Origin of the sequence: Cellulomonas sp., assembly GCF_035634735.1 — a bacterium.
GTDB lineage: Bacteria > Actinomycetota > Actinomycetes > Actinomycetales > Cellulomonadaceae > Cellulomonas.
In genome coordinates this window covers 25,111-49,236 of record NZ_DASQCJ010000054.1, presented here as the reverse complement: position 1 = coordinate 49,236, position 24,126 = coordinate 25,111, and the positions used below count along the sequence as shown (strand labels likewise).

The 24,126-nt window shown below is 73.9% G+C and carries 21 protein-coding genes and 1 pseudogene; 16 read left to right on the top strand and 6 right to left on the bottom strand.

All coding sequences use genetic code 11. The features are described from left to right. The 4 genes and pseudogenes from VER05_RS05330 to VER05_RS05315 form a co-directional block, all read left to right on the top strand. A pseudogene (locus tag VER05_RS05330) lies at window positions 1–288 on the top strand (ABC transporter ATP-binding protein); the annotation flags it as partial. Next, entirely contained in the window at window positions 264–1,829 is a 1,566-nt protein-coding gene (locus tag VER05_RS05325; protein ID WP_324844353.1) for a hypothetical protein, read from the top strand. The pseudogene VER05_RS05330 and the gene VER05_RS05325, both read left to right, overlap by 25 nt. A 28-nt stretch (window positions 1,830–1,857) precedes the next feature. After that, window positions 1,858–2,943 (top strand): redox-regulated ATPase YchF, encoded by a 1,086-nt coding sequence (gene ychF, locus VER05_RS05320; RefSeq protein WP_147795830.1) that lies wholly within the window; start codon window positions 1,858–1,860, stop codon window positions 2,941–2,943. Next, a complete protein-coding gene (locus VER05_RS05315) occupies window positions 2,943–4,076 on the top strand; it encodes a class I SAM-dependent methyltransferase (protein WP_324844352.1) in 1,134 nt (377 codons plus the stop codon). Before ychF ends, VER05_RS05315 begins: the two co-directional genes overlap by 1 nt. A 21-nt stretch (window positions 4,077–4,097) precedes the next feature. Here the strand turns inward: VER05_RS05315 and VER05_RS05310 are convergent, their stop codons facing one another. Continuing rightward, window positions 4,098–4,889 carry an SDR family NAD(P)-dependent oxidoreductase gene (locus VER05_RS05310; RefSeq protein WP_324844351.1) on the bottom strand — a complete coding sequence of 264 codons (792 nt, stop codon included), beginning with the start codon at window positions 4,887–4,889 and terminating at the stop codon, window positions 4,098–4,100. A gap of 110 nt (window positions 4,890–4,999) precedes the next feature. Here VER05_RS05310 and VER05_RS05305 point away from each other — a divergent pair, with 110 nt between their 5' ends. Next, a complete protein-coding gene (locus tag VER05_RS05305) occupies window positions 5,000–5,506 on the top strand; it encodes a MarR family winged helix-turn-helix transcriptional regulator (protein ID WP_324844350.1) in 507 nt (168 codons plus the stop codon). A 4-nt stretch (window positions 5,507–5,510) separates the two neighbouring features. Here VER05_RS05305 and VER05_RS05300 read toward each other — a convergent pair whose 3' ends face one another. The 4 genes from VER05_RS05300 to VER05_RS05285 form a co-directional block, all read right to left on the bottom strand. Continuing rightward, window positions 5,511–5,951 (bottom strand): DUF1801 domain-containing protein, encoded by a 441-nt coding sequence (locus VER05_RS05300; protein ID WP_324844349.1) that lies wholly within the window; start codon window positions 5,949–5,951, stop codon window positions 5,511–5,513. 108 nt (window positions 5,952–6,059) lie between these two features. Further along, window positions 6,060–6,521 carry a hypothetical protein gene (locus VER05_RS05295; protein WP_324844348.1) on the bottom strand — a complete coding sequence of 154 codons (462 nt, stop codon included), beginning with the start codon at window positions 6,519–6,521 and terminating at the stop codon, window positions 6,060–6,062. Further along, on the bottom strand, window positions 6,518–8,116 hold the full coding sequence (locus tag VER05_RS05290) for an APC family permease (RefSeq protein WP_324844347.1): 1,599 nt from the start codon (window positions 8,114–8,116) through the stop codon (window positions 6,518–6,520). The genes VER05_RS05295 and VER05_RS05290 overlap by 4 nt, the downstream gene beginning before the upstream one ends. A gap of 101 nt (window positions 8,117–8,217) precedes the next feature. Next, window positions 8,218–8,886, bottom strand: coding sequence for a hemerythrin domain-containing protein (locus VER05_RS05285; protein WP_324844346.1), 669 nt, complete (start codon window positions 8,884–8,886; stop codon window positions 8,218–8,220). Window positions 8,887–9,003: 117 nt separating this feature from the next. On the opposite strand from VER05_RS05285, the gene VER05_RS05280 reads away from it, so the two are divergent. The 5 genes from VER05_RS05280 (at window position 9,004) to VER05_RS05260 (ending at window position 15,317) form a co-directional block, all read left to right on the top strand. Next, window positions 9,004–9,567: a CGNR zinc finger domain-containing protein gene (locus VER05_RS05280; RefSeq protein ID WP_324844345.1), complete on the top strand. Its 564-nt coding sequence runs from the start codon at window positions 9,004–9,006 to the stop codon at window positions 9,565–9,567. Between the two features lie 85 nt (window positions 9,568–9,652). Beyond that, window positions 9,653–10,069 carry a VOC family protein gene (locus tag VER05_RS05275; RefSeq protein WP_324844344.1) on the top strand — a complete coding sequence of 139 codons (417 nt, stop codon included), beginning with the start codon at window positions 9,653–9,655 and terminating at the stop codon, window positions 10,067–10,069. Window positions 10,070–10,578: 509 nt separating this feature from the next. Beyond that, entirely contained in the window at window positions 10,579–12,429 is a 1,851-nt protein-coding gene (locus VER05_RS05270; protein WP_324844343.1) for an ABC transporter family substrate-binding protein, read from the top strand. Window positions 12,430–12,633: 204 nt separating this feature from the next. Further along, a complete protein-coding gene (locus VER05_RS05265) occupies window positions 12,634–14,250 on the top strand; it encodes an ABC transporter permease (RefSeq protein ID WP_324844342.1) in 1,617 nt (538 codons plus the stop codon). Continuing rightward, window positions 14,247–15,317, top strand: a complete 1,071-nt coding sequence (locus tag VER05_RS05260) for an ABC transporter permease (RefSeq protein WP_324844341.1) — start codon at window positions 14,247–14,249, stop codon at window positions 15,315–15,317. Before VER05_RS05265 ends, VER05_RS05260 begins: the two co-directional genes overlap by 4 nt. Before the next feature lie 4 nt (window positions 15,318–15,321). On the opposite strand, the gene VER05_RS05255 is transcribed toward VER05_RS05260, so the two are convergent. Next, complete coding sequence (locus tag VER05_RS05255) at window positions 15,322–15,936, bottom strand: PH domain-containing protein (RefSeq protein ID WP_324844340.1); 615 nt, start codon at window positions 15,934–15,936, stop codon at window positions 15,322–15,324. Between the two features lie 93 nt (window positions 15,937–16,029). On the opposite strand from VER05_RS05255, the gene VER05_RS05250 reads away from it, so the two are divergent. The 6 genes from VER05_RS05250 to VER05_RS05225 all read left to right on the top strand — a co-directional run bounded on the left by VER05_RS05250 (window position 16,030) and on the right by VER05_RS05225 (window position 24,120). Further along, window positions 16,030–17,952 carry an ABC transporter ATP-binding protein gene (locus VER05_RS05250; protein ID WP_324844339.1) on the top strand — a complete coding sequence of 641 codons (1,923 nt, stop codon included), beginning with the start codon at window positions 16,030–16,032 and terminating at the stop codon, window positions 17,950–17,952. A gap of 135 nt (window positions 17,953–18,087) precedes the next feature. Next, window positions 18,088–20,025, top strand: coding sequence for a translational GTPase TypA (gene typA, locus VER05_RS05245; protein ID WP_217615001.1), 1,938 nt, complete (start codon window positions 18,088–18,090; stop codon window positions 20,023–20,025). 10 nt (window positions 20,026–20,035) lie between these two features. Next, on the top strand, window positions 20,036–21,103 hold the full coding sequence (locus VER05_RS05240) for a PIG-L family deacetylase (RefSeq protein ID WP_324844338.1): 1,068 nt from the start codon (window positions 20,036–20,038) through the stop codon (window positions 21,101–21,103). Between the two features lie 109 nt (window positions 21,104–21,212). Then, entirely contained in the window at window positions 21,213–21,629 is a 417-nt protein-coding gene (locus tag VER05_RS05235) for a hypothetical protein (protein ID WP_324844337.1), read from the top strand. Next, window positions 21,626–22,165 carry a flavin reductase family protein gene (locus VER05_RS05230; RefSeq protein ID WP_324844336.1) on the top strand — a complete coding sequence of 180 codons (540 nt, stop codon included), beginning with the start codon at window positions 21,626–21,628 and terminating at the stop codon, window positions 22,163–22,165. The genes VER05_RS05235 and VER05_RS05230 overlap by 4 nt, the downstream gene beginning before the upstream one ends. 167 nt (window positions 22,166–22,332) lie before the next feature. Continuing rightward, the gene (locus VER05_RS05225; protein WP_324844335.1) at window positions 22,333–24,120 is read left to right on the top strand and encodes a VanW family protein; all 1,788 of its coding nucleotides are present in this window, start codon (window positions 22,333–22,335) and stop codon (window positions 24,118–24,120) included. Window positions 24,121–24,126 lie beyond the last annotated feature (6 nt).

The window sequence follows — 24,126 nt, the reverse complement described above, 5'->3', positions numbered from 1 at the left end:
CTGGACGAGCCGTTCGAGGCCGTCGACCCGGTGTCCGCGGCGAACATCCGGGACATCCTGGCGGCGTACGCCGCGGGCGGCGGCACCGTCGTCGTGTCCTCGCACGTGATGGACCTGGTGCAGCGGATGTGCGACCACGTCGCCGTCATCGCCGGGGGCCACGTGCTCGCGCAGGGCACGGTCGACCAGGTCCGCGGGGACGCGTCGCTCGAGGACCGGTTCGTCGAGCTGGTCGGCGGCCGGCGCACGGAGGGGGCGCTCGCGTGGTTGCGCACCTCGTCCGACTGAAGCTGACGCTGCTGCGCAACGGCCTGCGGCGCAGCGTGTGGAAGGTCGTCGCGCTCCTGCTGTCGGTCCTCTACGCGCTGTTCCTGCTCGGGCTCGCGGTCGTCGGCCTGGTCGCGCTCGGCGCGCACGACGACCCGGAGCTGACCCGCACCGTCGTCGTCCTCGGCGGCGCGCTGCTCGTCGCCGGCTGGTGGCTGCTCCCGCTGGTCGCGTTCGGCGTGGACAGCACCCTGGACCCCGAGCGGTTCCAGCTGTTCGCGATCCGCCGGCGGCACCTGCTGACCGGGCTGACGCTCGCCGGCCTCGTCGGCGTGCCCGGCGCCGCCACCGTCGTGCTGGGCGGCGCGTCGGCCCTCGCCTGGTGGCGGGACCCGGGCGCGCTCGTGGCCGGGCTGGTCGGCGGCGCGCTCGGCGTGGCGGTCTGCGTGGTCGGCTCCCGGGCGCTCACGACGATGCTGGCGCCGCTGGTCGGCGGCCGGCGGTTCCGCGAGGTCGCCGCGGTCCTGGCCATCGTGCCGCTCATGCTGCTCGGCCCGATCCTGCTCGGCGCGACGGCGGGGCTGTCCGCGGTCGCCGACGCGCTGCCCGAGGTCGGCGTCGTGGTCGGCTGGACCCCGCTCGGGGCGCCGTGGGCGCTCGCGGCCGACGTGCAGGCCGGCGCCTGGGCGGCGGGGCTGGGCAAGGTCGCCGTCGCCGGGGCCACCCTCGCGGTGCTCGTCGGCGTCTGGGACCGGGCGCTGTCGGCGGCCCTCGTCCGGTCGCCCGGCGGCGCGGGCCACGTCGCCCGCAGCGAGGGACTCGGCTTCTTCGCGCGGTTCCCGGCGACCCCGACCGGCGCGGTGGCCGCGCGCAGCCTGACCTACTGGCTCCGCGACCCCCGGTACGCGGCCGCCGTCGCCGTCGTGCCGGTGATGGTCCTGCTGCTGTGGTTCCTCGGCCGCGGCGGGGGGCTGCTGCTCGGCGCCGGCGTCGTGGTGGCGTTCGTCATGGGCTGGTCGCTGTCCGCCGACATCTCCTACGACGACACCGCGTTCTGGACGCACGTCGCGGCGCCGGTCGACGGCCGGGTGGACCGGGCGGGCCGCGCGCTGGCCGGGATGCTCGTCGGCGGCGTCGTCGTGCTGGCGACCGACGTCCTCGTGCTCGGCGTCGCGGGCCGGTGGGACGCCGCCGTCCCGGTGCTCGGCATGTCGCTCGGCGTGCTGGCGGTCGGCGTCGGGGCGTCGTCGATCTACTCCGCGCGCGTCGTCTACCCGGTCCCGAAGCCGGGCGACAACCCGTTCTCGACGCCGCAGGGCTCGTCGCTGGCGGTCATGCTCACGCAGTCGCTCGGGATGCTGCTGCTGCTCGTCGTGTGCGTGCCGACGGTCGGGCTGGGCATCGCCGCCGTGGTCACCGGGCACGCGCTGCTCCAGGCACTGACCCTGGTCGTCGGGCTCGGGTCGGGCGCGGCGGCGCTGGTCGTGGGCGTGCGGGTCGGCGGCGGGCTGTACGACCGGCGGGCCCCGGAGCTGCTGCAGACCATCCGCTCGTTCGCCTGAGGCGGCCCGCCCCCTAGGATGGTCGCCCGTGGCACTCACCATCGGCATCGTCGGCCTGCCCAACGTCGGCAAGAGCACGCTCTTCAACGCCCTGACCCGCGCGCAGGTGCTCGCGGCGAACTACCCGTTCGCCACGATCGAGCCCAACGTCGGCGTCGTGCCGCTGCCCGACCCGCGGCTGGAGAAGCTCGCGGAGATCTTCGGCAGCGAGAAGATCCTCCCGGCGACCGTGTCGTTCGTCGACATCGCCGGCATCGTCAAGGGCGCGAGCGAGGGCGAGGGCCTGGGCAACAAGTTCCTCGCCAACATCCGCGAGGCCGAGGCGATCTGCCAGGTGACCCGCGCGTTCGCCGACCCCGACGTCGTGCACGTCGACGGCCGCGTGTCGCCCAAGGACGACATCGAGACGATCAACACCGAGCTGGTCCTCGCCGACCTCCAGACGCTCGAGAAGGTCGTCCCGCGCCTGGAGAAGGAGGTCCGCATCAAGAAGGCGGACCCCGCCGAGCTCGCCGCCGCCCAGGCCGCGCAGGCCGTGCTGGAGTCCGGCCAGACGCTGTTCCAGGGCGCGAAGGCCGCCGGGCTCGACCTGGCCGACCTCGCCTCGCTGCAGCTCATGACGGCCAAGCCGTTCATCTACGTCTTCAACACCGACGACGCCGGCCTGGCCGACACCGCCATGCAGGACGAGCTGCGCGCGTTCGTCGCCCCCGCCGACGCGATCTTCCTCGACGCCAAGTTCGAGTCCGACCTGGTCGAGCTCGAGCCCGACGAGGCCAAGGAGATGCTGGCGGACAACGGCCAGGACGAGGCGGGCCTCGACCAGCTCGCCCGCGTCGGGTTCCACACCCTCGGCCTGCAGACCTACCTGACCGCCGGCCCCAAGGAGTCCCGCGCCTGGACCATCCACCAGGGGTGGACCGCGCCGCAGGCCGCCGGGGTCATCCACACGGACTTCCAGAAGGGCTTCATCAAGGCCGAGGTCATCTCGTTCGACGACCTGGTCGAGGCCGGCTCCGTCGCCGCCGCCCGGTCCGCCGGCAAGGCGCGCATCGAGGGCAAGGACTACGTGATGGCCGACGGCGACGTGGTGGAGTTCCGCTTCAACGTCTGATGACCGAGGACCTGCTCGCCGCGCTGCGCTGCGACCCCGAGATCCCCGCGCCGGACCTGGTCGCGGTCGACGCCGCCGACCGCCTGGTCCTCGACGAGGCCGCGCCGCTGCTCGACGGGGCGGCGCCGGGGACGGTCGTGGTCGTCGGCGACCGGTACGGCGCGGTGACGCTCGGCGCGATGCACCGGTTCGGCCTGACCGGGGTGCGCTCGCACACCGACCGGCTCACCGGCGAGCTCGCCCTGGCGGAGAACGCCGCCCGGCTCGGTGGCGCCGGGGCGTTCCGGTCGCACGCCGACCTGCGCCCGGAGCTGGTGGCCGGGGCCCGGGTCGTGCTGCTCCTGCTGCCGCGCTCGCTGGACGCGCTCGACGAGGTCGCCGGCCTGGTCGCCCGGCATGCCGACCCCGACGTCGCGCTGGTCGCCGGCGGCCGGGAGAAGCACATGTCCCGGGCCATGAACGACGTGCTCGCCCGGCACTTCGCGCAGGTGCGGGCCAGCCGCGGCCGGCAGAAGGCGCGGGTCCTGCACGCCGCCGGGCCCCGCGCGGCCGACGAGAGCACCCCCGCCTGGCCCGCCACCGCGCGGCACGACGACCTCGGCCTGACCGTCCGCGCGCACGGCGCCGCGTTCGCCGGCGCGCGCGTCGACATCGGCACCCGGTTCCTGGTCGAGCACCTGGCCGGCGCCGTGCCCGACGCGCGGACCGCCGTGGACCTGGGCTGCGGCACCGGTGTGCTGGCGTCCGCCCTGGCCGCCGCCCGCCCGGCCGTCGAGGTCGTGGCGACCGACGAGTCCGCGGCCGCCGTCGCGTCCGCCCGCGCGACCGTCGCGGCGAACGGGCTGACCGACCGGGTGCGCGTGCAGCGGGCGCGGGGGACCGCGGGGATCGCCGACGCGAGCGCCGACCTCGTCCTGCTCAACCCGCCGTTCCACGTCGGCGCCGCGGTGCACGACGGGGTGGCCCGAGGGCTGTTCGCCGAGGCGGCGCGGGTGCTGCGCCCAGGCGGGGAGCTGTGGTGCGTGTGGAACTCCGGGCTGGGCTACCGGCCGGCGCTGGAGGCGGCCGTCGGGCCGACCCGGCAGGTGGCGCGGAACCCGAAGTTCACGATCACCGCCTCCCGCCGGGCCTGACCCGGGCGCGGCCCGGCCCGCTCACAGCAGCGTCGTCAGCACGCCCCCGTCGGCGCGCACCGCGGCCCCGTTGGTCGCCGAGGACAGCGGGCTGGCCAGGTACACCACCAGCCGCGCGATCTCCTCGGGCTCGAGGAACCGCTGCACCAGCGACGTCGTCCGGGCGGCGGCGAGAGTGTCCTTCAGGTCCCCGGCCGGCACCCCCTGGGCCCGCGCGATCTGCTCCACCGCCCCGGCCACGCCGTCCGAGTAGGTCGGCCCGCCGAGGACGGTGTTCACCGTGACCCCCGTGCCGCGGGTGAGCTTGGCGAGCCCGTTGGCCAGCGCCAGCGCCCCGGCCTTCGTCACGCCGTAGTGGAGCATGTCCGCCGGGACGTCCACCCCCGACTCGCTGCTGACGAACAGCACCCGCCCGCGGCCGCGGGCGAGCATCGGCGGCAGCAGGCGGCGCGCCAGCCGGACGCCGCTCAGCAGGTTCACGTCCAGGTAGCGCTGCCAGTCGGCGTCGGTGATCCGCTCGAACGGGGCGACCTCGAACACGCCGACGTTGTTCACCAGCACGTCGACGTCGCCGAGCCGGTCGAGCAGGCGGTCGACCTGGTCGGCGTCCGCGACGTCGGCGGCGATCCCGGAGACGGTGGCGCCCGGCACAGCGTCCCGCAGCCGGGACACCGCGTCCCGCACCCGGCCCTCGTCGCGCCCGTTCACGACGACCTCGGCGCCCTCGCGCAGCAGCCCCGCGGCGACGGCGTAGCCGATGCCCTGCGTCGACCCGCTGACGAACGCCCGGGCCCCGGTCAGCTGCAGATCCATGGTGGTCCTCCCCGTGCCGCCGCGCGGTGCGGCGATCACTTGCTCAGGAAAGTCACGGTACGCCACGGATGACTTTCCTGAGCAAGTCACCCCGGGTTAGGCTCCCGGGCATGACGGACGACGCGCACCCCCCGGTCGAGCTCGAGGGCGACGACCTCGCGACCTGGTCCGCGCTGGCCACCGTGCTGGAGTGGCTGCCGCCCGCGCTCGACGCGCAGCTGCAGCGGGACGCGGGGATCACGCACTTCGAGTACGGCGTGCTCTACGCGCTGAGCCGGGCCGAGGACCGGACGCTGCGGATGAGCGTGCTCGCCGACTACGCGAACAGCACCCTGTCCCGGCTGTCCCGCGCGGCGGCCCGGCTGGAGGGGCGCGGGTGGCTGCGCCGGGAGCCGGACCCCGCGGACGGGCGGTACACGCTCGCGGTGCTGACCGACGCCGGCCGGGCCGCGGTCGCCGGGGCGACCCCGGGGCACGTCGCGACGGTGCACCGGCTGGTGCTCGACCGGCTCACGCCGGCGCAGGCGCGGCAGCTGCGGGAGATCAGCCTCCGGGTCGCGCGCGCGGTCCGCGAGGAGGGCGGCTGGCGGCCGCCGTCGGGCGGGGCGGAGCGGTAGCCCCTCACCCCTCCCCGGCGGCCCGCCGCACGAGCTCCCGGATCGCGGCCTCCTCGGCGTCCCCGACCCGGGTCAGCGCGTACGCCGTCGGCCACATCGCGCCGTCGTCCAGCCGCGCGTCGTCGTTGAACCCGAGCGTCGCGTACCGGGCCTTGAACTTCGAGGCCGGCTGGAAGAACAGCACCGCCTTCGACGCGCCGTACGCCGGCATCCCGTACCAGGTGCGCGGCGTCAGCCCGGGGGCGACCTCGCGGACGATCGCGTGGATGCGCTCGGCCATCGCACGGTCCTCGTCCGGGAGCTCGGCGATCTTGGCGAGCACCTCGGCGTCCGGGTCGGCGGCCTTCCCGCGCTTGCGGGCGGTGCGGACCTCGGCGGCGCGCTCCTGCATCGCGGCGCGCTCCTCGGCGGTGAAGTTCGCGGTGGACTCGCGGGTCTCGGCCATGCTCGGTGCCTCCTGCTCGGCGGGGTGGGGTGGTGCGTGCGCCCACCGTAGGAGCGCGGACGGGCGGGGCGCTTCTCCGATCCTGACGGGTCCGCGCCCCGCCCCCGGTCAGTACCCCGAACCGCCGTCGTCGGCGTCCGCGAGCTGCAGGTCGTCGACGATCGCCTGCACGTCCGCCAGGTGCTCCGGGCAGTACACGCCCACGATCAGCAGCTCGGCCCGCACGGCCCGGCTCGCGGAGATCGTCGGCCGGTAGCCGGGCCCGGTGGCGCCGTTGGCGAGCCCGGCGAAGATCGCCGCCTTGCCGAGGGCGGACGCGGGGTCGGAGCAGGCGACGCCGCCGTCGGTGCCCAGCACCGCGGCGACCCGGTCGACCGACGGCAGCTGGGCGGCCCCCGCGGCGGCCATCTGGTCGACGAGCTCCTGGGCCTTGTCCCGCGCCTCGGCGTCCTCGCGCGCGGAGCCGAACGAGAGCAGGGCGATCAGCACCAGCACCGCGAGGACCGCGATGCTCACCCCGTACACCCAGCCGCGCTCGCGGCGGGTCGAGGTCTCGACGGGCACGGTCATGACGCGCTCACCTCCGGCTGCTGCGCCTCCGCGAGCCGCCAGGAGGGCTTGCGGAGCCGGTAGAACAGGAACGGCACGAGCAGGCCGAGGCCGAGGGCGCCGCCGCCGACGACCAGGACGTAGACCCAGGGGCTGCCGGTGCCGAGCTGCGAGGGCGGGACGAACCCGACGAGCAGGGCGGCCGCGGAGGCGACGAACCCGACGCCGCACAGCGTCCGGATGATCGGCGCCTTGTACCCGCGCGGGTGGTCCGCGTGCAGCCGCCGCAGCCGCACGGCCGCCACGAACATGAGCAGGTACATGATCAGGTAGACCTGCGTGGTGATCACCGAGAACACCCAGTACGCGCTCGACACCGAGGGGATCAGCGCGTAGCCGAGGGCGATGAGGGTGGTGATCGCGCCCTGGGTGACCAGGATGTTCTGCTGCACGCCGTTCTTGTTCAGCCGCTGCAGGAACGGCGGCAGGTAGCCCTCCTGCCGGGAGATCAGCAGCAGGCCCTTCGACGGGCCGGCCAGCCAGGTCAGCATGCCGGCGACCGACGCGGTCACGAGCATGATCCCGATGACCGGCGTGAGCCACTGCCAGCCGAACTGGGCGAACACCGCGTCGAACGCCTGCATGATGCCGGCGGTGAGCGACAGCTCCTCGGCGGGCACGAACCAGGAGATGGCGAGCGCCGGGAGGATGAAGATCAGCAGCACCATCCCCATCGCCAGGAACATCGACCGGGGGAACTCCCGCGCCGGGTTCCGCAGCGAGGACACGTGCACCGCGTTCATCTCCATGCCCGAGTAGGACAGGAAGTTGTTCACGATCAGCACCAGGCTGGACAGGCCGGCCCACGCCGGGAGCAGGTGCTCGGCGTCCATCGGCGCGGCCGACGGGTTGCCCTGGCCGAGGAACACCACGCCGAGGGTCACGAGCAGCACCCCGGGGATCAGCGTGCCGATGATGAGGCCGCCGGAGGCGAGCCCCGCGATCGCCTTGGTGCCGCGGGACGACACCCACACGCCGCTCCAGTAGACGACCACGATGACCGCGGCCGTCCACACGCCGCTCGTCGCCAGGTCCGGGTTGATGACGTAGGCGAGCGTGCTGGCGACGAACCCGAGCAGCGTCGGGTAGTAGAAGATCGTCATCGCGAACTGGCACCAGACGGCGAGGAAGCCGGCGGGCTTCGAGATGCCCTCGGAGACCCAGTTGTAGACGCCGCCCTTCCAGCCGGACGCGAGCTCGGCGGACACCAGGGACGTCGGCAGCAGGAACACGACGGCCGGGACGACGTAGAGGAACACCGCCGCCAGCCCGTAGATCGCCATGGTCGGTGCCGCGCGGAGGCTGGCCACCGAGCTGGTGGTCATCATCGCGAGCGCGACCCAGGAGATCCACTGCGCGGCCGGCACCGGTGTGCGGGCGGGCACGGCGTCGGCGGGCGGCGGCTCCGGGGCGTCGCCGGCGCGGCCGTCGCCGGCCGGGCTGCCGTTCCCGGCGGGCGTGGACCCCACCGGGACGGCCGTGCCGCCCGGCGCCGCCGGAGCGGCCCGGTGCCGCGGCGCGGGCTCGCCGGTGGTGGGTGCGGTCTCCGCGGACATGGTGCCCCCCTTCTCCGCGCCGTCGCCGGCGACGGGGATCACGCTAGGGAGGCGCCGGAACGGCCGTCCTCACCCGGCCGGGGTTACCCGCCCGCCGCGCGTCACCGCACGCCGTAGACCCGCGCGCGGTGCGCGGCGAACCGCCGGCGCCCGACCGTGTGCCACAGCAGCCGGGCGGGCGCGGGCAGGTTGGTGCGCAGCCAGCCCGCGCGCTCGGGCGCCGGCACGGCGTCCAGGATCCAGCCCAGCTGGATCAGCATCCGGCTGCGCGGGACGGAGGCCATCCCGTGCTCGTGCAGCTGGTCCCACTCGCGCTGGCTGAGCACGCTCGACGCGGTCGGCAGGATGCGGTCCTCCTCCTGGCCGAGGTGCTGCACCAGCAGCGCCTGCAGCGCGTCGAGCACCCGGGCGACGTCGTCGCGCGCGGCGGCGGGCGCCCCGGCCTCCCACGCGGGCAGCGCGGCGTCCAGGTCGCGCAGCAGCCCGGCGACGTCCGCGTGCTGGGAGCGCATCAGCCCGACGTGCAGCGCGCAGGCGGGGGAGCGCTGCTCGAGCCGGTCCCACAGCAGCAGGTCCTCGCCCTCGTGGTGGTGGTGCAGCCCGGTCGCCACCTCGCGGACGTGCGCGGCGACGACCCGCATCCGGGCGGTGTCGCCGTCCGGCACCCCGCGGACGAGGCCGGGCGCGTCGGCGAACGCGCGCCGGAACAGCTGGTGGATGTGCAGGAGGTCCGAGGTGTCGCACCCGGGACGGTCGGTGGTCGCGGACATCGTCGGCTCGCTCTCGCTCGAGGGGGGACGGGGCTGGCGGCGTCCGGCGCCGGTGACGCCGCCCCTGCGGGCGTCACCGGCTATCGCCGAACGGTGGTGACGACTATCCTCAGGCCCATGTCCGCCGTCAAGACCCCCGGGGCCGACCCGCTCGACGCCTGGGTGGTGCGCGGCGCGGAGCCCGGCGTCGCCCCTGACGCGACCGAGGGCCTGCGCGCGCTGCTCAACACCGACGACCGGTTTCACAGCGTCGACCGGCTCCGCGGGTCCGGCCCGGCGGCGCTCGTCGAGGCCCGCGACGCGCTGCGCGGCTACCTGGGCGGCGACGCCGCGGCGCTCGGGGAGCTCGCCGCGCGGTACCCCCTCGTGCTGGCCGCGGCCGCACCCTCGGGCGACCCCGCGCCCGGCGACCCGGCCGGCGGCGGGCTCGGGCTGGTGCCCGCGCCCGGCTCCGACCCGGACGCGGCGCTGGTCGCCGGGGTGCTGGCGGCGCTGCACCGGGCGGTCGCGACGGGGGACTGGGCGCGGCTCAAGGCGTGCGCGAACCCGGACTGCCAGTGGGTCTACCACGACGGGTCCCGCAACCGGTCGGGTCGCTGGTGCTCGATGGACGAGTGCGGCGACGTGATGAAGGCGCGCGCCTACCGCCGCCGCGCGCGGTCCGGCCCGGCCCCGGCCTGACACGCTGCGACCCGGCTGCGACCGCCCGGCCGTAGGCTCGTGCGCCGGTCGGTCGACCGTCGGCCGACCCGCGCTGGAGGCGACGATGCTGTCCGACCACTCCGCGATGCCCTGCCTCGCCGTGCGGGACCTGGGCCGTGCGCGCCAGTTCTACGAGCAGACCCTCGGCTTCCGGAAGGCGGAGCTGCCGGGGTTCACCGACGCCGAGGAGATGACCGGTGTCGTCTACGCCACGAAGCAGGGCGGGATGCTGGTCTACCCGTCCTCCTACGCCGGCACCAACAAGGCGACCGCGGTGACGTTCCAGGTCGCCGACGAGGCGTTCGAGGAGGAGGTCGCCGCGCTGCGCGCGGGCGGCATCGAGTTCCAGACGTTCGAGCTGCCGTCCGGCACCTGGTCCGACGGCGTGCTGACGGACGGGCCGATGCGGTCGGTGTGGTTCGCCGACCCGGACGGGAACATCCTCAACGTCGAGGCGGTGCGCGTGGCCGCCGCGGTCTGAGGCCGCACCCGCGGCGGCCGCCGCACCCGCCGCGCCCGCCGCGGCCGCACGGGCCGCCCCGCCCACCCGGGCGGGGCGGCCCCGCTGCGTCCGGGCACCGCGGGGTGCCGGACAGGCGCCGCTGTGCGATCCTCGTCACACCCGCGCGCGGACGACGGCGTCGCCGACCGGGGGAGGGCGGCCGAGCGGTCGTCGCTCATAGCACAGGGCCGTGGATCCGCGCTGAGCCGACGGCCCCTCGCGAGGGCGCCCGTGCGAGACGGGCGCCCCGAGCGGCATGTTTCCGCGACGTTACCGGCATGTTCCGTCTTGAATGCTGGACACTACTGCTCAGTATCGATCCGGTAACGATCACCCCCGACGGGGGGCTGTGTCCGATTTGTCCTGACTGGGGTCACTAGCGTTGCCCCATCCACGGCGGGACCGCACGTCTGCCGCGCTCGGGACGACCCCTCCGGTCGGCCCACGCGGCGCGAGGACGGGCGGGCGCCACCTTCACAGGAGGAACATTGAAGATCAGGCGAATCAGCGCCGCGGCGGCTGCGGTGGCGGCGGGGGCACTCGTGCTCACGGCGTGCTCGAGCCCCGCCCCGCAGAGCGAGATCGACGAGACCACGTCGGTCAACGTCAGCTGGAACCAGCCGATGTTCTCGACGAACAACCTCACGTCGAACGGCAACGCGACCGCGAACGCGAACGTCATCTACCTGATGACCTCGTTCTTCAACTACTACGACGGCGACCTGAACCTCGCGAAGAACGAGGACTTCGGGACGTACGAGGTCGAGTCCGAGGACCCGCTCGTCGTCAAGTACACGATCAACGACGGCGTCACGTGGTCCGACGGCGAGCCCGTCGACGCGGCCGACATGATCCTGTGGTGGGGCGCGCAGAACGACGCGTTCGACACCGCGTCCGGCGACGACGTCGAGTCCGGCGACGACGGCTCGGTCACCGCGCCCGAGGGCTCGGTCTACTTCGACTCGTCCTCCCCGGCGATGAACCTGATCACCGAGTTCCCGGAGATCAGCGACGACAACAAGTCGGTCACCTTCCACTACACCGAGCCCCGCTCGGACTGGGAGGTCTCGATGAGCCAGCCGTCCCCGATCGCGGCGCACGCCGTGGCGGAGATCGCGCTCGGCATCGACGACCCGACCGAGGCCAAGCAGGCGCTCATCGACGCGTTCAAGAACAACGACGCGGCGGCCCTGGCCCCGATCTCGGAGACCTGGAACAACGGGTTCAACTTCACGTCGCTCCCGGACGACGAGCGTCTCTACCTCTCGTACGGCGCGTACATCATCTCGGACTACGTCGAGAACCAGTACGTCACGCTGACGAAGAACCCCGACTACACCTGGGGCCCGGAGCCCAAGGTGGACTCGATCACGATCCGCTACACCGAGGACCCGCTGGCCGCGGTCACCGCGCTCCAGAACGGTGAGGTCGACCTGATCGCCCCGCAGTCCTCCGTGGACGTGCTGGCCACCCTCGAGGGCATCGACGGCGTCTCCTACTCCACCGAGCAGGAGGGCACGTACGAGCACGTCGACCTGACGTTCAACAACGGCGGCCCGTTCGACCCGGCGGCCTACGGCGGCGACGCCGACAAGGCGCTCAAGGTCCGCCAGGCGTTCCTCAAGACGATCCCGCGCCAGGAGATCATCGAGAAGCTCATCCAGCCGCTGCAGGAGGACGCCACCACGCGTGACTCCTTCACCGTGGTCCCGGGCTCCCCGAACTACGACGAGGTCGTCGCCAACAACGACTCCTCGCTCTGGGCCGAGGTCGACATCGAGGGCGCCAAGGCGCTGCTCGCCGAGGCCGGCGTGACCACCCCCGTGGACGTGCGCTTCCTCTACGGCAAGTCCAACGTGCGCCGTGCGAACGAGTACCAGCTCATCGCGCAGTCCGCGGCCCAGGCCGGCTTCAACGTCATCGACAACGGCGACGACAACTGGAGCTCGCTGCTCGGCGGCGGCACCTACGACGCCGCGCTGTTCGGCTGGCAGTCGACCAACACGTTCGCCCTGAACTCCGAGGCGAACTACATCGAGGGCGGCGTCAACAACTTCGGTGGCTACGCCAACCCGGCCATCGACGAGCTGTACGGCCAGATGTCGACGAACACCGACCCGGACGTCGAGACCCAGCTGACGATCGACATCGAGAAGCAGCTGAACGCGGACGCCTTCGGCGTCAACATCTTCCAGTTCCCCGGTGTGGTCGCGCACCGCGACGTCCTGCAGGGCGTCTCGACCATCGCGCTCTCCCCGACCATCTTCTGGAACTACTGGGACTGGGAGATCAGCGCGTCCGACTCCCTCGACGCGCCGAGCGCGACCGAGACCGAGTGACGCTCTGACGCACTGACGCTCCCCAGCGAGCGACGCCGGCACGGGGGTACCGCGGCCACCGCGGTACCCCCGTTGCCGTGCCTCCTAGTACCACAGCCGTACGGGTACTCACGGTCGACCACGGCCTGCGGCGCAGCACCCCTACCGGGAGTGCCTACACTTGCGCCTTGCGAGTACCCCCCTTCCCGTGATGGCAAGGACCCCATGGCCACCTCTGTGACGACCCGTGCCTCCGGCGCGCGCTCCGCGCCCGACGCACCGGTCACGGCGCGCCGTTCCTGGTTCAGGAACGCGGCGCCCACCCTGACCTTCCTCGGGCGACGCCTCGTGTCGTCCGCGATCGTGCTGCTCGGAGCGACGTTCATCGTCTACATGCTCCTCGCGTACTCCCTCGACCCCCTCGAGGAGCTGCGGACCAGCACCGCCCCCAACAAGGAGGCGCTGATCGCGGCACGGATCCAGGCGCTGGACCTGAACACGCCGCCGGTCATCCGGTACTTCAAGTGGCTGGGCTCGCTGCTCACCGGTGACCTCGGCTCCAGCTGGGTCACGGGGCAGCCGGTGTCCGCCCTGCTCAGCACCGCGATCCCGAGCACCGTGCAGCTCGTCGCCGCCTCGACGTTCCTCGCGATCGGCCTCGGCGTGCTCGTCGGCATCGTCTCGGCCCTGCGCCAGTACACGCGGTTCGACTACAGCGTCACGTTCATGTCGTTCGTCCTGTACTCGCTGCCGTCCTTCTGGGTCGCCGTGCTCCTCAAGCTGTGGGGCGCCATCGGCTTCAACGACTTCCTGGCGAACCCGCACGTCCCGCCGCTGTGGATCGCGCTGCTGTCCGTGATCTCCGGCGTGCTCTGGTCGTCGATCATCGGCGGCACGACGCGCACCCGCTGGGTCTCCTTCGGCGCCGCGGTCGTCGCCACGGCCGGCGCCCTGCTGTTCATCTCGAACACCGGCTGGCTGCTGGACCCGAGCCTCGGCCTGGTGGGCGTGCTCGCCCTCGGCGTCGGCATCGCGTTCGGCATCGTCGCGCTGACCGCGGGCCTGCAGAACCGCCGCGCGCTCTACGCGTCCCTGACCACCGCCGTCATCGGCGCCGCCCTCTACTACCCCCTGCAGTACGCGTTCGTGAACGCGAGCTGGGGCCTGATGGCGCTGCTGGCGCTCGCCGCCCTCGTGGTCGGCCTCGTGGTCGGCTACCTGTTCGGCGGCTACGACCGCGTCGTCTCGATGCGGGCCGCCGCGGTCACCGCGATCGGCGTCGGCGTGCTGCTGTTCGTCGACCGCGTCATGGCGGTCTGGTACCCCTACTCGAACGCGTCGCAGATCAACGGCCGGCCCATCGCGACCATCGGGTCGCAGACGCCGGGCCTCACCGGCGACTTCTGGGTGCAGTCGCTGGACAAGTTCACGCACCTGATCCTGCCGACGATCGCCCTGATCCTCATCTCGTTCGCGAGCTACACCCGGTACTCCCGGGCGAGCCTGCTCGAGGTGATGAACCAGGACTACATCCGCACGGCCCGGGCCAAGGGCCTGTCCGAGCGGGTCGTCACCACCCGGCACGCGTTCCGCAACGCGCTGATCCCGCTGGCCACCGTCGTGCCGCTCGACATCGCGGCGCTGTTCGGCGGCGCGATCATCACCGAGCGCATCTTCTCGTGGAGCGGCATGGGCGCGCTGTTCATCAAGTCCCTGGGCGCCAAGGACGCGGACCCGATCATGGGGTACTTCCTCGTGACCGGCACGCTCCTCGTCCTCGCCAACATCGTGGTCGACTTCGTGTACGCGGCGCTCGACCCCCGGATCCGGGTGAACTCATGAGCATCACTCCTCCTCTCGAGCCCAACGAGGGCATCACCGACCCGAAGGCCGCGGTCGAGAACACCGAGAACGCGATCGAGCTCAAGGAGGTCGAGGGCCTCTCGCAGGGCCGCATCGTCCTGCGGCGGTTCCTCCGGCACCGCGGCGCGATGATCTCCGCGATCGTGCTGCTCGGCGTCATCATCCTGGTGACCACGTCCATCGGCTGGGGCCCGATCCCCGGCTGGTGGAAGTACGGCTACCGCGAGACCAGCGACATCGTGAACGCCGGCGGCGCCCCGACGATGGGCTTCCAGAACGGCTCGTTCCAGTTCGGCGAGCACCCGTTCGGCCAGGACAACATCGGCCACGACGGCTTCGCCCTCGTCATGCGCGGCACGCAGCAGTCGCTGACCGTCATGGTCGTGATCGGCCTGCTGTCGACGACGATCGGCGTGCTGGTCGGCGCCGCGGCCGGGTTCTTCCGCGGCCGCCTGGACGACCTGCTCATGCGGTTCACCGACATGATCATCACGATCCCGGTCATCATGATCGGCGCCATCCTCGGCGTGCTGGTCGGCGGCGCGAACCCCTGGTCGCTGGCCATCGCGCTGTCGCTGGTGTCATGGACGAACATGGCGCGACTCGTACGCGGCCAGTTCCTCACCCTGCGCGAGCGGGAGTTCGTGGACGCGGCCCGGGTGGCCGGCGCCTCGAACGGCCGGATCATGTTCAAGCACATCCTGCCGAACGCCGTCGGCGTGATCATCGTCAACGCGACGCTGCTCATGGCCTCGGCGATCCTGCTCGAGACCGCGCTGTCCTACCTCGGCTTCGGCATCAACAGCCCCGAGGTCTCGCTGGGTCAGCTGATCAACGAGTACCAGACGGCGTTCGCCACCCGGCCCTGGCTGTTCTGGTGGCCCGGCCTGTTCATCGTGACGATCGCGCTGTGCGTGAACTTCATCGGTGACGGCCTGCGCGACGCCTTCGACCCGCGGCAGCGGCGCATCCCGACCAGGCGGGCCCTGGCCCGTGCGGACGCGCGCAAGGCCAAGTCCCAGGCTCGGGCCGCGGCGCGGGCCTGACGTGTCAGAGCGCCACGGTCAGCACGCTGGCCGCGATCAGCACGACGATCGCGGCCAGCGTGCCGGCGTGCCAGCGCACCCGCGGGGTCGCGCGCTCGAGGCGGGGGTCCTCCAGGACGCCCGCGTCGAGCAGCTCCTCCCAGCGGGCGCGCACGATCATGGCCGCCTGGCCGGAGGCGCTCGACGCCAGGTCGCCGGGGCGGACGCTCCCGCCGGGGCCGTAGGTCGAGCCGGGGAGGTTCGCCACGTCGTCCTTGCCGGCGGTGGCCACCCGGGCCCGGCTCGGCGCCGGCGCGGCCCACGCGGCGTAGTCGCCGTAGGCCGTGTGCAGCGTGAGCGCGTAGCGGGTGTCCACCCGCTGGATCGTCGGCCAGGGCAGCTCGATCGTCCGGGTGACGTTCCGGAGCTCGACGCCCGCGGGGCTGACCAGCACGGCGGGGCGCCAGTAGGCGGCCCAGACCCAGAGCACCACCAGCACCACCGGTGCCACGTAGGGCCACGTGGCCCCCGCGTCGGCCACCAGCCCGGTCACGAGGCCACCGAGCCCCAGGACCGCCACGACCACCGCCAGAACCCGGCCGAAGGCCGGCCTGTACTCCACCACGTCCGCCGAGACCATGCGGCCATCGTCCCAGACCAGCGGACGACCGCCCCTCTCGACGTCGCGCGGCCCGCCCACATCGGGTCGTCCCACGGAAGGATCTCGTGAACCGTGACCACTGACTACGCCACCGCCCCCGGCGGCCCGGGCGCCCCGGCCCCCGGCGCCAAGGCGCCGATCCTCGAGGTCCGCGACCTCACGGTCGAGTTCTTCGTCGACGGCGAGTGGTTCCCGGCCGCCCAGGACGTCAGCTACGACGTCCGCCCGGGCGAGGTCCTCGCGATCGTCGGCGAGTCGGGCTCCGGCAAGACCCAGTCGTCGATGTCGCTGATCGGCCTGCTGCCCCCGAACGGCCGCTCGTCGGGCTCCGCGAAGCTGGCGGGCCGCGAGCTGCTCGGGCTGAACCACAAGCAGCTCAGCAAGGTGCGCGGCAACGACGTCGCCGTCATCTTCCAGGAGCCGATGACCGCGCTGAACCCGGTGTACACCGTCGGGTTCCAGATCATCGAGACCCTGCGCGTGCACTTCGACATGACGCCCAAGCAGGCCCGCGTCCGCGCGATCGAGCTGCTGCGCCTGGTCGACCTGCCGAACCCGGACGAGGCCGTCGACAAGTACCCGCACCAGCTGTCCGGCGGCCAGCGCCAGCGCGCGATGATCGCCCAGGCGCTCGCCTGCGAGCCCAAGCTGCTCATCGCCGACGAGCCGACGACGGCCCTCGACGTGACGGTCCAGGCCGAGATCCTCAAGCTCATGCGCGACCTGCGGCACCGCGTCGACGCCGGCATCATCCTCATCACCCACGACATGGGCGTGGTCGCGGACCTGTCGGACCGCGTCATGGTGATGAAGAACGGCCGCGTGGTCGAGTCCGGCTCCGCCGACGAGGTGTTCAACCGCCCGCAGCACGAGTACACCCGCCAGCTGCTGGACGCCGTCCCGCACCTCGGCTCGGAGACGTACGCGGCCCAGGGCCTGCACGGCGAGCACCCGGTCGCCGAGGCCGAGGGCACCGCGCAGGTCACCGAGCGCGCGGGCGTCGACCCGTTCGGCACCGCGGCCCCGGCCGCCGCCGCGGCGTTCTCCCTCGAGGCGCAGGGCCTGGTCATCGAGTACCCGGGCCGCGGGCGCGTGCCGGCCTTCCGGGCGATCAACGGCATCGACCTGACCATCGGCAAGGGCGAGGTCGTCGGCCTGGTCGGCGAGTCCGGCTCCGGCAAGACCACCGTCGGCCGCGCCGCGGTCGGCCTGCTCCCGGTCGCCGGCGGCTCGCTCAAGGTCAACGGCGTCGAGCTCGCGGGCATCAAGCCGAAGGACCTGCGCGGCGTCCGCCAGGACGTGTCGATCGTGTTCCAGGACCCGGGCTCCTCGCTGAACCCGCGCCTGCCGATCGGCGAGTCCATCGGCGAGCCGCTCAAGCTGCACAAGATCGCGTCGGGCGCCGACCTGGACCGCCGGGTCGAGTCCCTGCTGGACCGGGTGCACCTGCCCCGCGCCATGCGGAACCGCTACCCGCACGAGCTGTCCGGCGGCCAGCGCCAGCGCGTCGGCATCGCCCGCGCCCTGGCCCTGTCGCCCAAGCTGCTCATCGCCGACGAGCCGACGTCCGCGCTCGACGTGTCGGTGCAGGCGCGCGTGCTGGAGCTGTTCCAGGAGCTGCAGCGCGAGTACGGGTTCGCCTGCCTGTTCATCAGCCACGACCTCGCGGTCGTCGAGATCCTGTCCAACCGGATCGCCGTGATGAGCAAGGGCGACCTGGTCGAGGTCGGCCCGCGCGAGCAGATCCTGCGCTCGCCGCAGCAGGACTACACCCGGCGCCTGCTCGCCGCGGTGCCCGTGCCGAACCCGGCCGAGCAGAAGCTGCGCCGCGAGGAGCGGGACCGGCTGCTCGCCGCGGCCGCGCCGGCCGGCACCACGGCGGCCGAGGCCGCGGTCGCCGACGGCGCGCGCGTCCAGGCGTTCGAGGACGAGCAGATCACCAACGCGGGCCGGTACGACGGCAACATCCGGCCCCGCGGCGGCTCGGACGTCTGAGCCCTCGCAGCACCACCCCGCGCGCCCCGGCACGACCCCTCCTCGTGCCGGGGCGCGCGGGCGCGTACACTTGATCGGCGCTCGACGTCGTCGCGCCCCTCATCTCCCCACTTCCTCGCGGAAACGAGTCCTGACATGACTGTGCCCACCTCGCCCACGGGCACGCGCGTGCGCGGCGACCTGCGCAACGTCGCGATCGTCGCGCACGTCGACCACGGCAAGACCACGCTGGTCGACGCGATGCTCCACCAGTCCGGCGCCTTCGGCGCGCACGCGCACGTGGACGAGCGGGCGATGGACTCGGGCGACCTCGAGCGCGAGAAGGGCATCACCATCCTCGCGAAGAACACCGCGGTCCGGTACGCCGGCCCCGCGGCGGCCGCGGCGGGCGAGCCCGGTGGCATCACGATCAACGTGATCGACACCCCCGGCCACGCCGACTTCGGCGGCGAGGTCGAGCGCGGCCTGTCGATGGTCGACGGCGTCGTGCTGCTCGTCGACGCGTCCGAGGGCCCGCTGCCCCAGACCCGGTTCGTGCTGCGCAAGGCGCTGGCCGCGAAGCTCCCGGTCATCCTGGTCGTGAACAAGGTCGACCGCCCGGACTCCCGGATCACCGAGGTCGTCGCCGAGGCGACCGACCTGCTGCTGGGCCTGGCGTCCGACCTGCACGACGAGGTCGAGGACCTCGACCTCGACGCGATCCTCGACGTCCCGGTCGTGTACGCCGCCGCCAAGGCCGGCCGCGCCTCGCTGACCCAGCCCGCCGACGGCGGCCTGCCGGACTCGGAGAACCTGGAGCCGCTGTTCCAGACCATCCTCGAGAAGATCCCGGCGCCGACGTACACCGAGGGCGCGCCGCTGCAGGCGCACGTCACCAACCTCGACGCCTCGCCGTTCCTCGGCCGGCTCGCGCTGCTCCGCATCTTCAACGGCGAGCTCACCAAGGGCCAGACGGTGGCCTGGGCCCGGCACGACGGCACGATGCAGAACGTCCGCATCACCGAGCTGCTGGAGACCAAGGCGCTGGACCGCGTCCCGACCGAGAAGGCCGGCCCCGGCGACATCGTCGCGGTCGCGGGCATCGCCGACATCACCATCGGCGAGACCCTGACCGACCCCGACGACCCGCGCCCGCTGCCGCTCATCACGGTCGACGACCCGGCGATCTCGATGACCATCGGCATCAACACCTCGCCGCTGGCCGGCAAGGGGGGCAAGGGCCACAAGGTCACCGCCCGCCAGGTCAAGGACCGCCTCGACTCGGAGCTCATCGGCAACGTGTCGCTCCGCGTCGTCCCGACCGACCGCCCGGACGCCTGGGAGGTCCAGGGCCGCGGCGAGCTCGCGCTGGCGATCCTGGTCGAGCAGATGCGTCGCGAGGGCTTCGAGCTCACCGTCGGCAAGCCGCAGGTGGTCACCAAGAAGATCGACGGCAAGGTGCACGAGCCCGTCGAGCGCATGACGATCGACGTGCCCGAGGAGTACCTGGGCGCCGTCACGCAGCTGCTCGCGCAGCGCAAGGGCCGCATGGAGACCATGTCGAACCACGGCACCGGCTGGGTCCGCATGGAGTTCCTGGTCCCGTCGCGCGGCCTCATCGGCTTCCGCACCCGGTTCCTCACCGACACCCGCGGCACCGGCATCGCCTCGTCGATCGCCGAGGGCTACGAGCCGTGGGCCGGCCCCATCGAGACCCGGGTCGCCGGCTCGCTGGTCGCCGACCGCGCCGGCGTCGTGACGCCGTTCGCGATGATCAACCTGCAGGAGCGCGGGTCGTTCTTCGTGGACCCGACGCAGGAGGTCTACGAGGGCATGATCGTCGGCGAGAACTCCCGCGCCGAGGACATGGACGTCAACATCACCAAGGAGAAGAAGCTCACCAACATGCGCTCCTCCACGGCCGACAACTTCGAGAACCTGGTGCCGCCGCGGCACCTGACGCTCGAGGAGTCGCTGGAGTTCGCCCGCGAGGACGAGTGCGTCGAGGTGACCCCCGAGGTGGTGCGGATCCGCAAGGTGATCCTGGACCAGACGGAGCGGGCGCGGGCCGTGGCCCGCACCAAGCGCGCCTGACGCCCCGCGCATGTCCGACGCCGCGAGCACGCCGACCCGCACGGGTGGCGTGCTCGCGGTGCACGCGCACCCGGACGACGAGACCCTGTCGACGGGCGCGCTCCTCGCGACGTGGGCCGCGGCCGGGCTGCCCGCCACGGTCGTGACCTGCACCCGCGGGGAGCGGGGCGAGGTGATCGGCGCGCGGTGGGCGTCCCTGGAGGGCGACGGCGCGGCCCTGGCGGCCCACCGCGAGCGGGAGCTCGCGGCGGCGGTCGCGTCCCTGGGCGCGACCCAGCTGTTCCTGGACGCGCTCCCGCACCCGGCCGACCTCGCCGAGCGGGCAGTCGATGTCCCCTCCGGGCCGGTCGAGGGGCCATCAAGTGCCCGCTCGGCGCCGGGCGCGCGGTACGAGGACTCGGGGATGGCCTGGGTCGGGACCGGGCGGGCCGGTGCCGCGGGGGACGTGCCCGCGGGGGCGCTGGTGGCCGTGCCGCTCGACGTCGCCGCGGCGCGGCTGGCCGGGCTGCTGCGCGCGCGGCGGCCGGACCTGGTCGTGACGTACGAGCCGGGCGGGGGCTACGGGCACCCCGACCACGTGCGGGCGCACGCGATCACGATGCGCGCGGTCGAGCTGGCGGCCGGCGCGGGGGCCGTCGCCGGCGAGGACCGCTGGGCGCCCGCCGTCGTGTGGGCCGTCGCGCCCGCGGCCGCCCTGCGCGCGGGCTACGCGGCCCTCGCCGCCGGCCCCGGCGCCCGCGCCGTCCTGGCGGCCGCCGGCGAGGACCGCCGCGCGACCCGCGAGGGCCCGCTGGCGCTGCCCGACCCGGCCGGCCCGCTGCCGTCCGTCGCGACCGACGCGCCCGCGGACCTCGTCGTCGACGTGCTGCCCGTCCGGGACCGGGTGCTCGCCGCGCTGCGCGCGCACGCCACCCAGGTGCAGGCCGTGACGCCGCTCGACCACCCGGACGCGGTGGCGTGCTACACCCTGTCGAACCTCGTGCTCGCCCCCGTGCTCCCCGCGGAGTCGTACGCCTGGGCCCCGGGCCGCGCCCCGGCCGCCCCGCTGCGGCTGCCCCCGGGCGCCCGCTGGGCGTGAGGTCGTCACATCGGGGTGAGGTCGTCACTCGTTTCTGCCGACCTCGCGCGGTTGTGACGACCTCACCGCCCGGACCGCCCGCCCGGGTCGGCGGGGTAGCCTGGCGCGCGTGCCGCCCCTGACGACCCGCACGGTCCTCCGCGCCCTCGGCGCCCTGCTCCTCGGCGTCCTCGTCGGGGCCGTCGGGACCGTGATGCACCGGTCCGTCCGGCCCTGGGGGCTCGTCGTGTGCCTGCTGCTCGTGCTCGCCGCCTCGGTGACCGTGCGCGCCTGGGGCGGCTGGGTGGCGTCGGTCGGGCTGCTGGTCGGGCTGTTCGGCAGCGTCCAGGTGCTGTCCGGGTTCGGGCCCGGCGGGGACGTGCTGGTGCCGGGCGGGGACGCGGTCCTCGGCTGGACCTGGGCGCTCGGCGCGCTGGCGGTCGCGCTGGCGGTGGCCCTCGCGCCGCGGCGCTGGTTCGCCGACGTGCCGCTGCGCCGCCGCCCGGGCGTGCCGGGCCCGGGCGCCCCGGGCCCGAGCGCCCCGTGACCGGCGCCGAGGTCGACCCGCTCTACGGCGACGGCGACGCGGCCGGGGCCGCCGCGGGCACCGACGCGTTCCGCGCCGCGATGGGCCGGTTGCCCGCCGGCGTGGTCGTCGTCGCGGTGCGCTGGAAGGGCACCGACCACGCCATGACGGCCTCCGCGCTGACCTCCGTCTCCCTCGAGCCGCCGATGCTGCTGCTCTGCGTGCACCAGGACGCGCGGCTGCGCGACGCCCTCGACGACGTGGACACCTGGGCGGTCAGCGTGCTCGCCGACGACCAGGCCCCGGTGGCCGACTGGCTGGCCTCCCCGGGCCGGCCGGCGGTCGGCCAGCTGGACCGGGTGCCGCACGTCGCGGCGCCGCGGTCGGGCGCGGCGTGGGTGTCCGGCGCGGCGGCCTGGTTCGAGTGCCGGACGTCCCGGATCGTGCCGGCGGGGGACCACGACGTGGTGCTCGCGGACGTGCTGGAGTCGCGCGAGGGCGACCCCGCGGCGGGCTCGCTGGTGCACCTGCGCCGCCGGGTGCGCGGGCTGCGCTGAGGGCCGTGCCGGCCCGCCGGCGGCCGCGCGGTCGTCGTTGCGAAGTCGTGACCTGCGAACCCGGCCAAACCGGGGCAGAGGCGCGGGGCGGAACCGGGCGACGGCCGTAGAATCGGCGGTCGCGGCGCCCTGATCCCGGCACCGCGCACTCGCGAGGGGGAACCTGGATGGCGAAGGGCAGCGCGGAGGGCACCGAGCCCGTCGTGGACGGCGAGGGACCCGAGGAGCAGTGGTCCCCGCTCGACGAGTTCGAGCCCGAGCGCCCGCGGCGCTGGCTGCGCCCGACGCTGGTCGTCGGGGGCGTGCTGGTCGTGCTCGCGGGCGCCTACGTCGGCACCTCGTTCGCCCTGGCCGACCGGGTGCCGCGCGGCACCACCGTCGCCGGCGTCGAGATCGGCGGCATGTCCGCGGCCCGCGCGGAGCAGGCCCTGACCGACGGCCTCGGCGAGCTCGCGACGCAGCCGGTCCCGGTGAGCGCGCAGGACATGTCCGGCACGGTCGACCCGGCCGCCGCGGGCCTGACCTTCGACGCCGCCGCGACCGTCGACCGGCTCACCGGCGCGGACCTGCGCCCGCAGCGGCTGTGGCGGCACCTGACGGGCGGCGGCGCCGAGGCGCCGGTCACGGTCGTCGACGACGCGGCGCTGGACGCCGCGGTCGAGCAGCTGTCCGGGTCGCTGACCCTCGCCCCGGTCGACGGGTCGATCGCGTTCGCCGACGGGGAGGCGCACGCCGTCCCCGCGGAGGACGGCTGGGCGCTCGACGACGACGCCGCGCGCGCGACGCTGGTCGACACCTGGCTGACCGCCGCGCGCCCGCTCGAGCTCGCGACCGAGACCGTCGCCCCCGCCATCACCCAGGAGGCCACCGACGCGGCCCTGCAGGACGTCGCCTCGCGGGTCGTCGCGGCCCCGGTGGCGGTGCTGGTCGCGGGCCAGACGGTCGAGCTGCCGGTGGACGTCCTCGCCGCGACGGCGACGATGGTGCCGCAGGACGGCGAGCTGGTGCTGCAGATGGACGGCGCCGCGCTGGCGGAGGCCGTCCTCGCGCGCTCGACGAACCTGCTGACCACCGCGTCGGACGCCCGGTTCGAGTTCCAGGACGGCGCCCCGGTGATCGTGCCGGGCACCCCGGGCACGACGCTCGACCCGGCGGCGCTCGCCACCGCGGTCGCGGCGGCGACGCAGGCCGACCAGCGGGACGCCGCGGTCGAGCTCGTGGAGTCCGACCCGGCGCAGACCACCGAGGCGCTCCAGGCGCTGGGCGTCACCACGGTCGTGTCGGAGTTCTCCACGCCGCTGACGTCCGAGCCCCGCCGCACGCAGAACATCGCCGCCGGCGCGGCCGCGATCTCCGGCACGCTGGTCCGGCCGGGGGAGACCTTCAGCCTGACCGACGCGCTCGGGCCGATCGACGCCGCGCACGGCTTCACCACGGCCGGCGCGATCGTCAGCGGCGAGCACACCGACGCCTGGGGCGGCGGCCTGTCGCAGCTCTCGACGACCACCTACAACGCGGCGTACTTCGCCGGCATGGAGGACGTCGAGCACAAGCCGCACTCCGAGTGGTTCACCCGGTACCCGGCCGGCCGCGAGGCGACCCTGTTCACCGGCACGCTCGACATGCGGTGGAAGAACACCACCCCGTACGGTGCGCTCGTCCAGGCGTACGTCGCGGAGGGCAAGACGTGGGTCCGGATCTGGAGCACCCCGTACTTCGAGGTGAGCACCGAGGCCGGGCCGAAGACCAACGTCGTGCAGCCGACCACGGTGTACTCGCAGTCCGCGACCTGCTCGCCCCAGTCGGCGGGCAACCCGGGCTTCCGGATCACCAACACCCGGACCATCACGCTGAACGGCGAGGTCGTCGCGGTCGAGCCCTCCACCTGGACCTACAAGGCGCAGAACAAGGTCGTCTGCGGGCCCGACCCGGCCGCGGCGGCGCCGGCGGGCTGAGCGACG

Bases quoted from the DNA above. Each gene is read 5' to 3' on its own strand.
- VER05_RS05315 (WP_324844352.1), top strand. From the start codon at position 2,943: ATGACCGAGGACCTGCTCGCCGCGCTGCGCTGCGACCCCGAGATCCCC.
- VER05_RS05310 (WP_324844351.1), bottom strand. From the start codon at position 4,889: ATGGATCTGCAGCTGACCGGGGCCCGGGCGTTCGTCAGCGGGTCGACG.
- VER05_RS05305 (WP_324844350.1), top strand. From the start codon at position 5,000: ATGACGGACGACGCGCACCCCCCGGTCGAGCTCGAGGGCGACGACCTC.
- VER05_RS05300 (WP_324844349.1), bottom strand. From the start codon at position 5,951: ATGGCCGAGACCCGCGAGTCCACCGCGAACTTCACCGCCGAGGAGCGC.
- VER05_RS05295 (WP_324844348.1), bottom strand. From the start codon at position 6,521: ATGACCGTGCCCGTCGAGACCTCGACCCGCCGCGAGCGCGGCTGGGTG.
- VER05_RS05290 (WP_324844347.1), bottom strand. From the start codon at position 8,116: ATGTCCGCGGAGACCGCACCCACCACCGGCGAGCCCGCGCCGCGGCAC.
- VER05_RS05285 (WP_324844346.1), bottom strand. From the start codon at position 8,886: ATGTCCGCGACCACCGACCGTCCCGGGTGCGACACCTCGGACCTCCTG.
- VER05_RS05280 (WP_324844345.1), top strand. From the start codon at position 9,004: ATGTCCGCCGTCAAGACCCCCGGGGCCGACCCGCTCGACGCCTGGGTG.
- VER05_RS05275 (WP_324844344.1), top strand. From the start codon at position 9,653: ATGCTGTCCGACCACTCCGCGATGCCCTGCCTCGCCGTGCGGGACCTG.
- VER05_RS05265 (WP_324844342.1), top strand. From the start codon at position 12,634: ATGGCCACCTCTGTGACGACCCGTGCCTCCGGCGCGCGCTCCGCGCCC.
- VER05_RS05260 (WP_324844341.1), top strand. From the start codon at position 14,247: ATGAGCATCACTCCTCCTCTCGAGCCCAACGAGGGCATCACCGACCCG.
- VER05_RS05255 (WP_324844340.1), bottom strand. From the start codon at position 15,936: ATGGTCTCGGCGGACGTGGTGGAGTACAGGCCGGCCTTCGGCCGGGTT.
- typA (WP_217615001.1), top strand. From the start codon at position 18,088: ATGACTGTGCCCACCTCGCCCACGGGCACGCGCGTGCGCGGCGACCTG.
- VER05_RS05240 (WP_324844338.1), top strand. From the start codon at position 20,036: ATGTCCGACGCCGCGAGCACGCCGACCCGCACGGGTGGCGTGCTCGCG.
- VER05_RS05225 (WP_324844335.1), top strand. From the start codon at position 22,333: ATGGCGAAGGGCAGCGCGGAGGGCACCGAGCCCGTCGTGGACGGCGAG.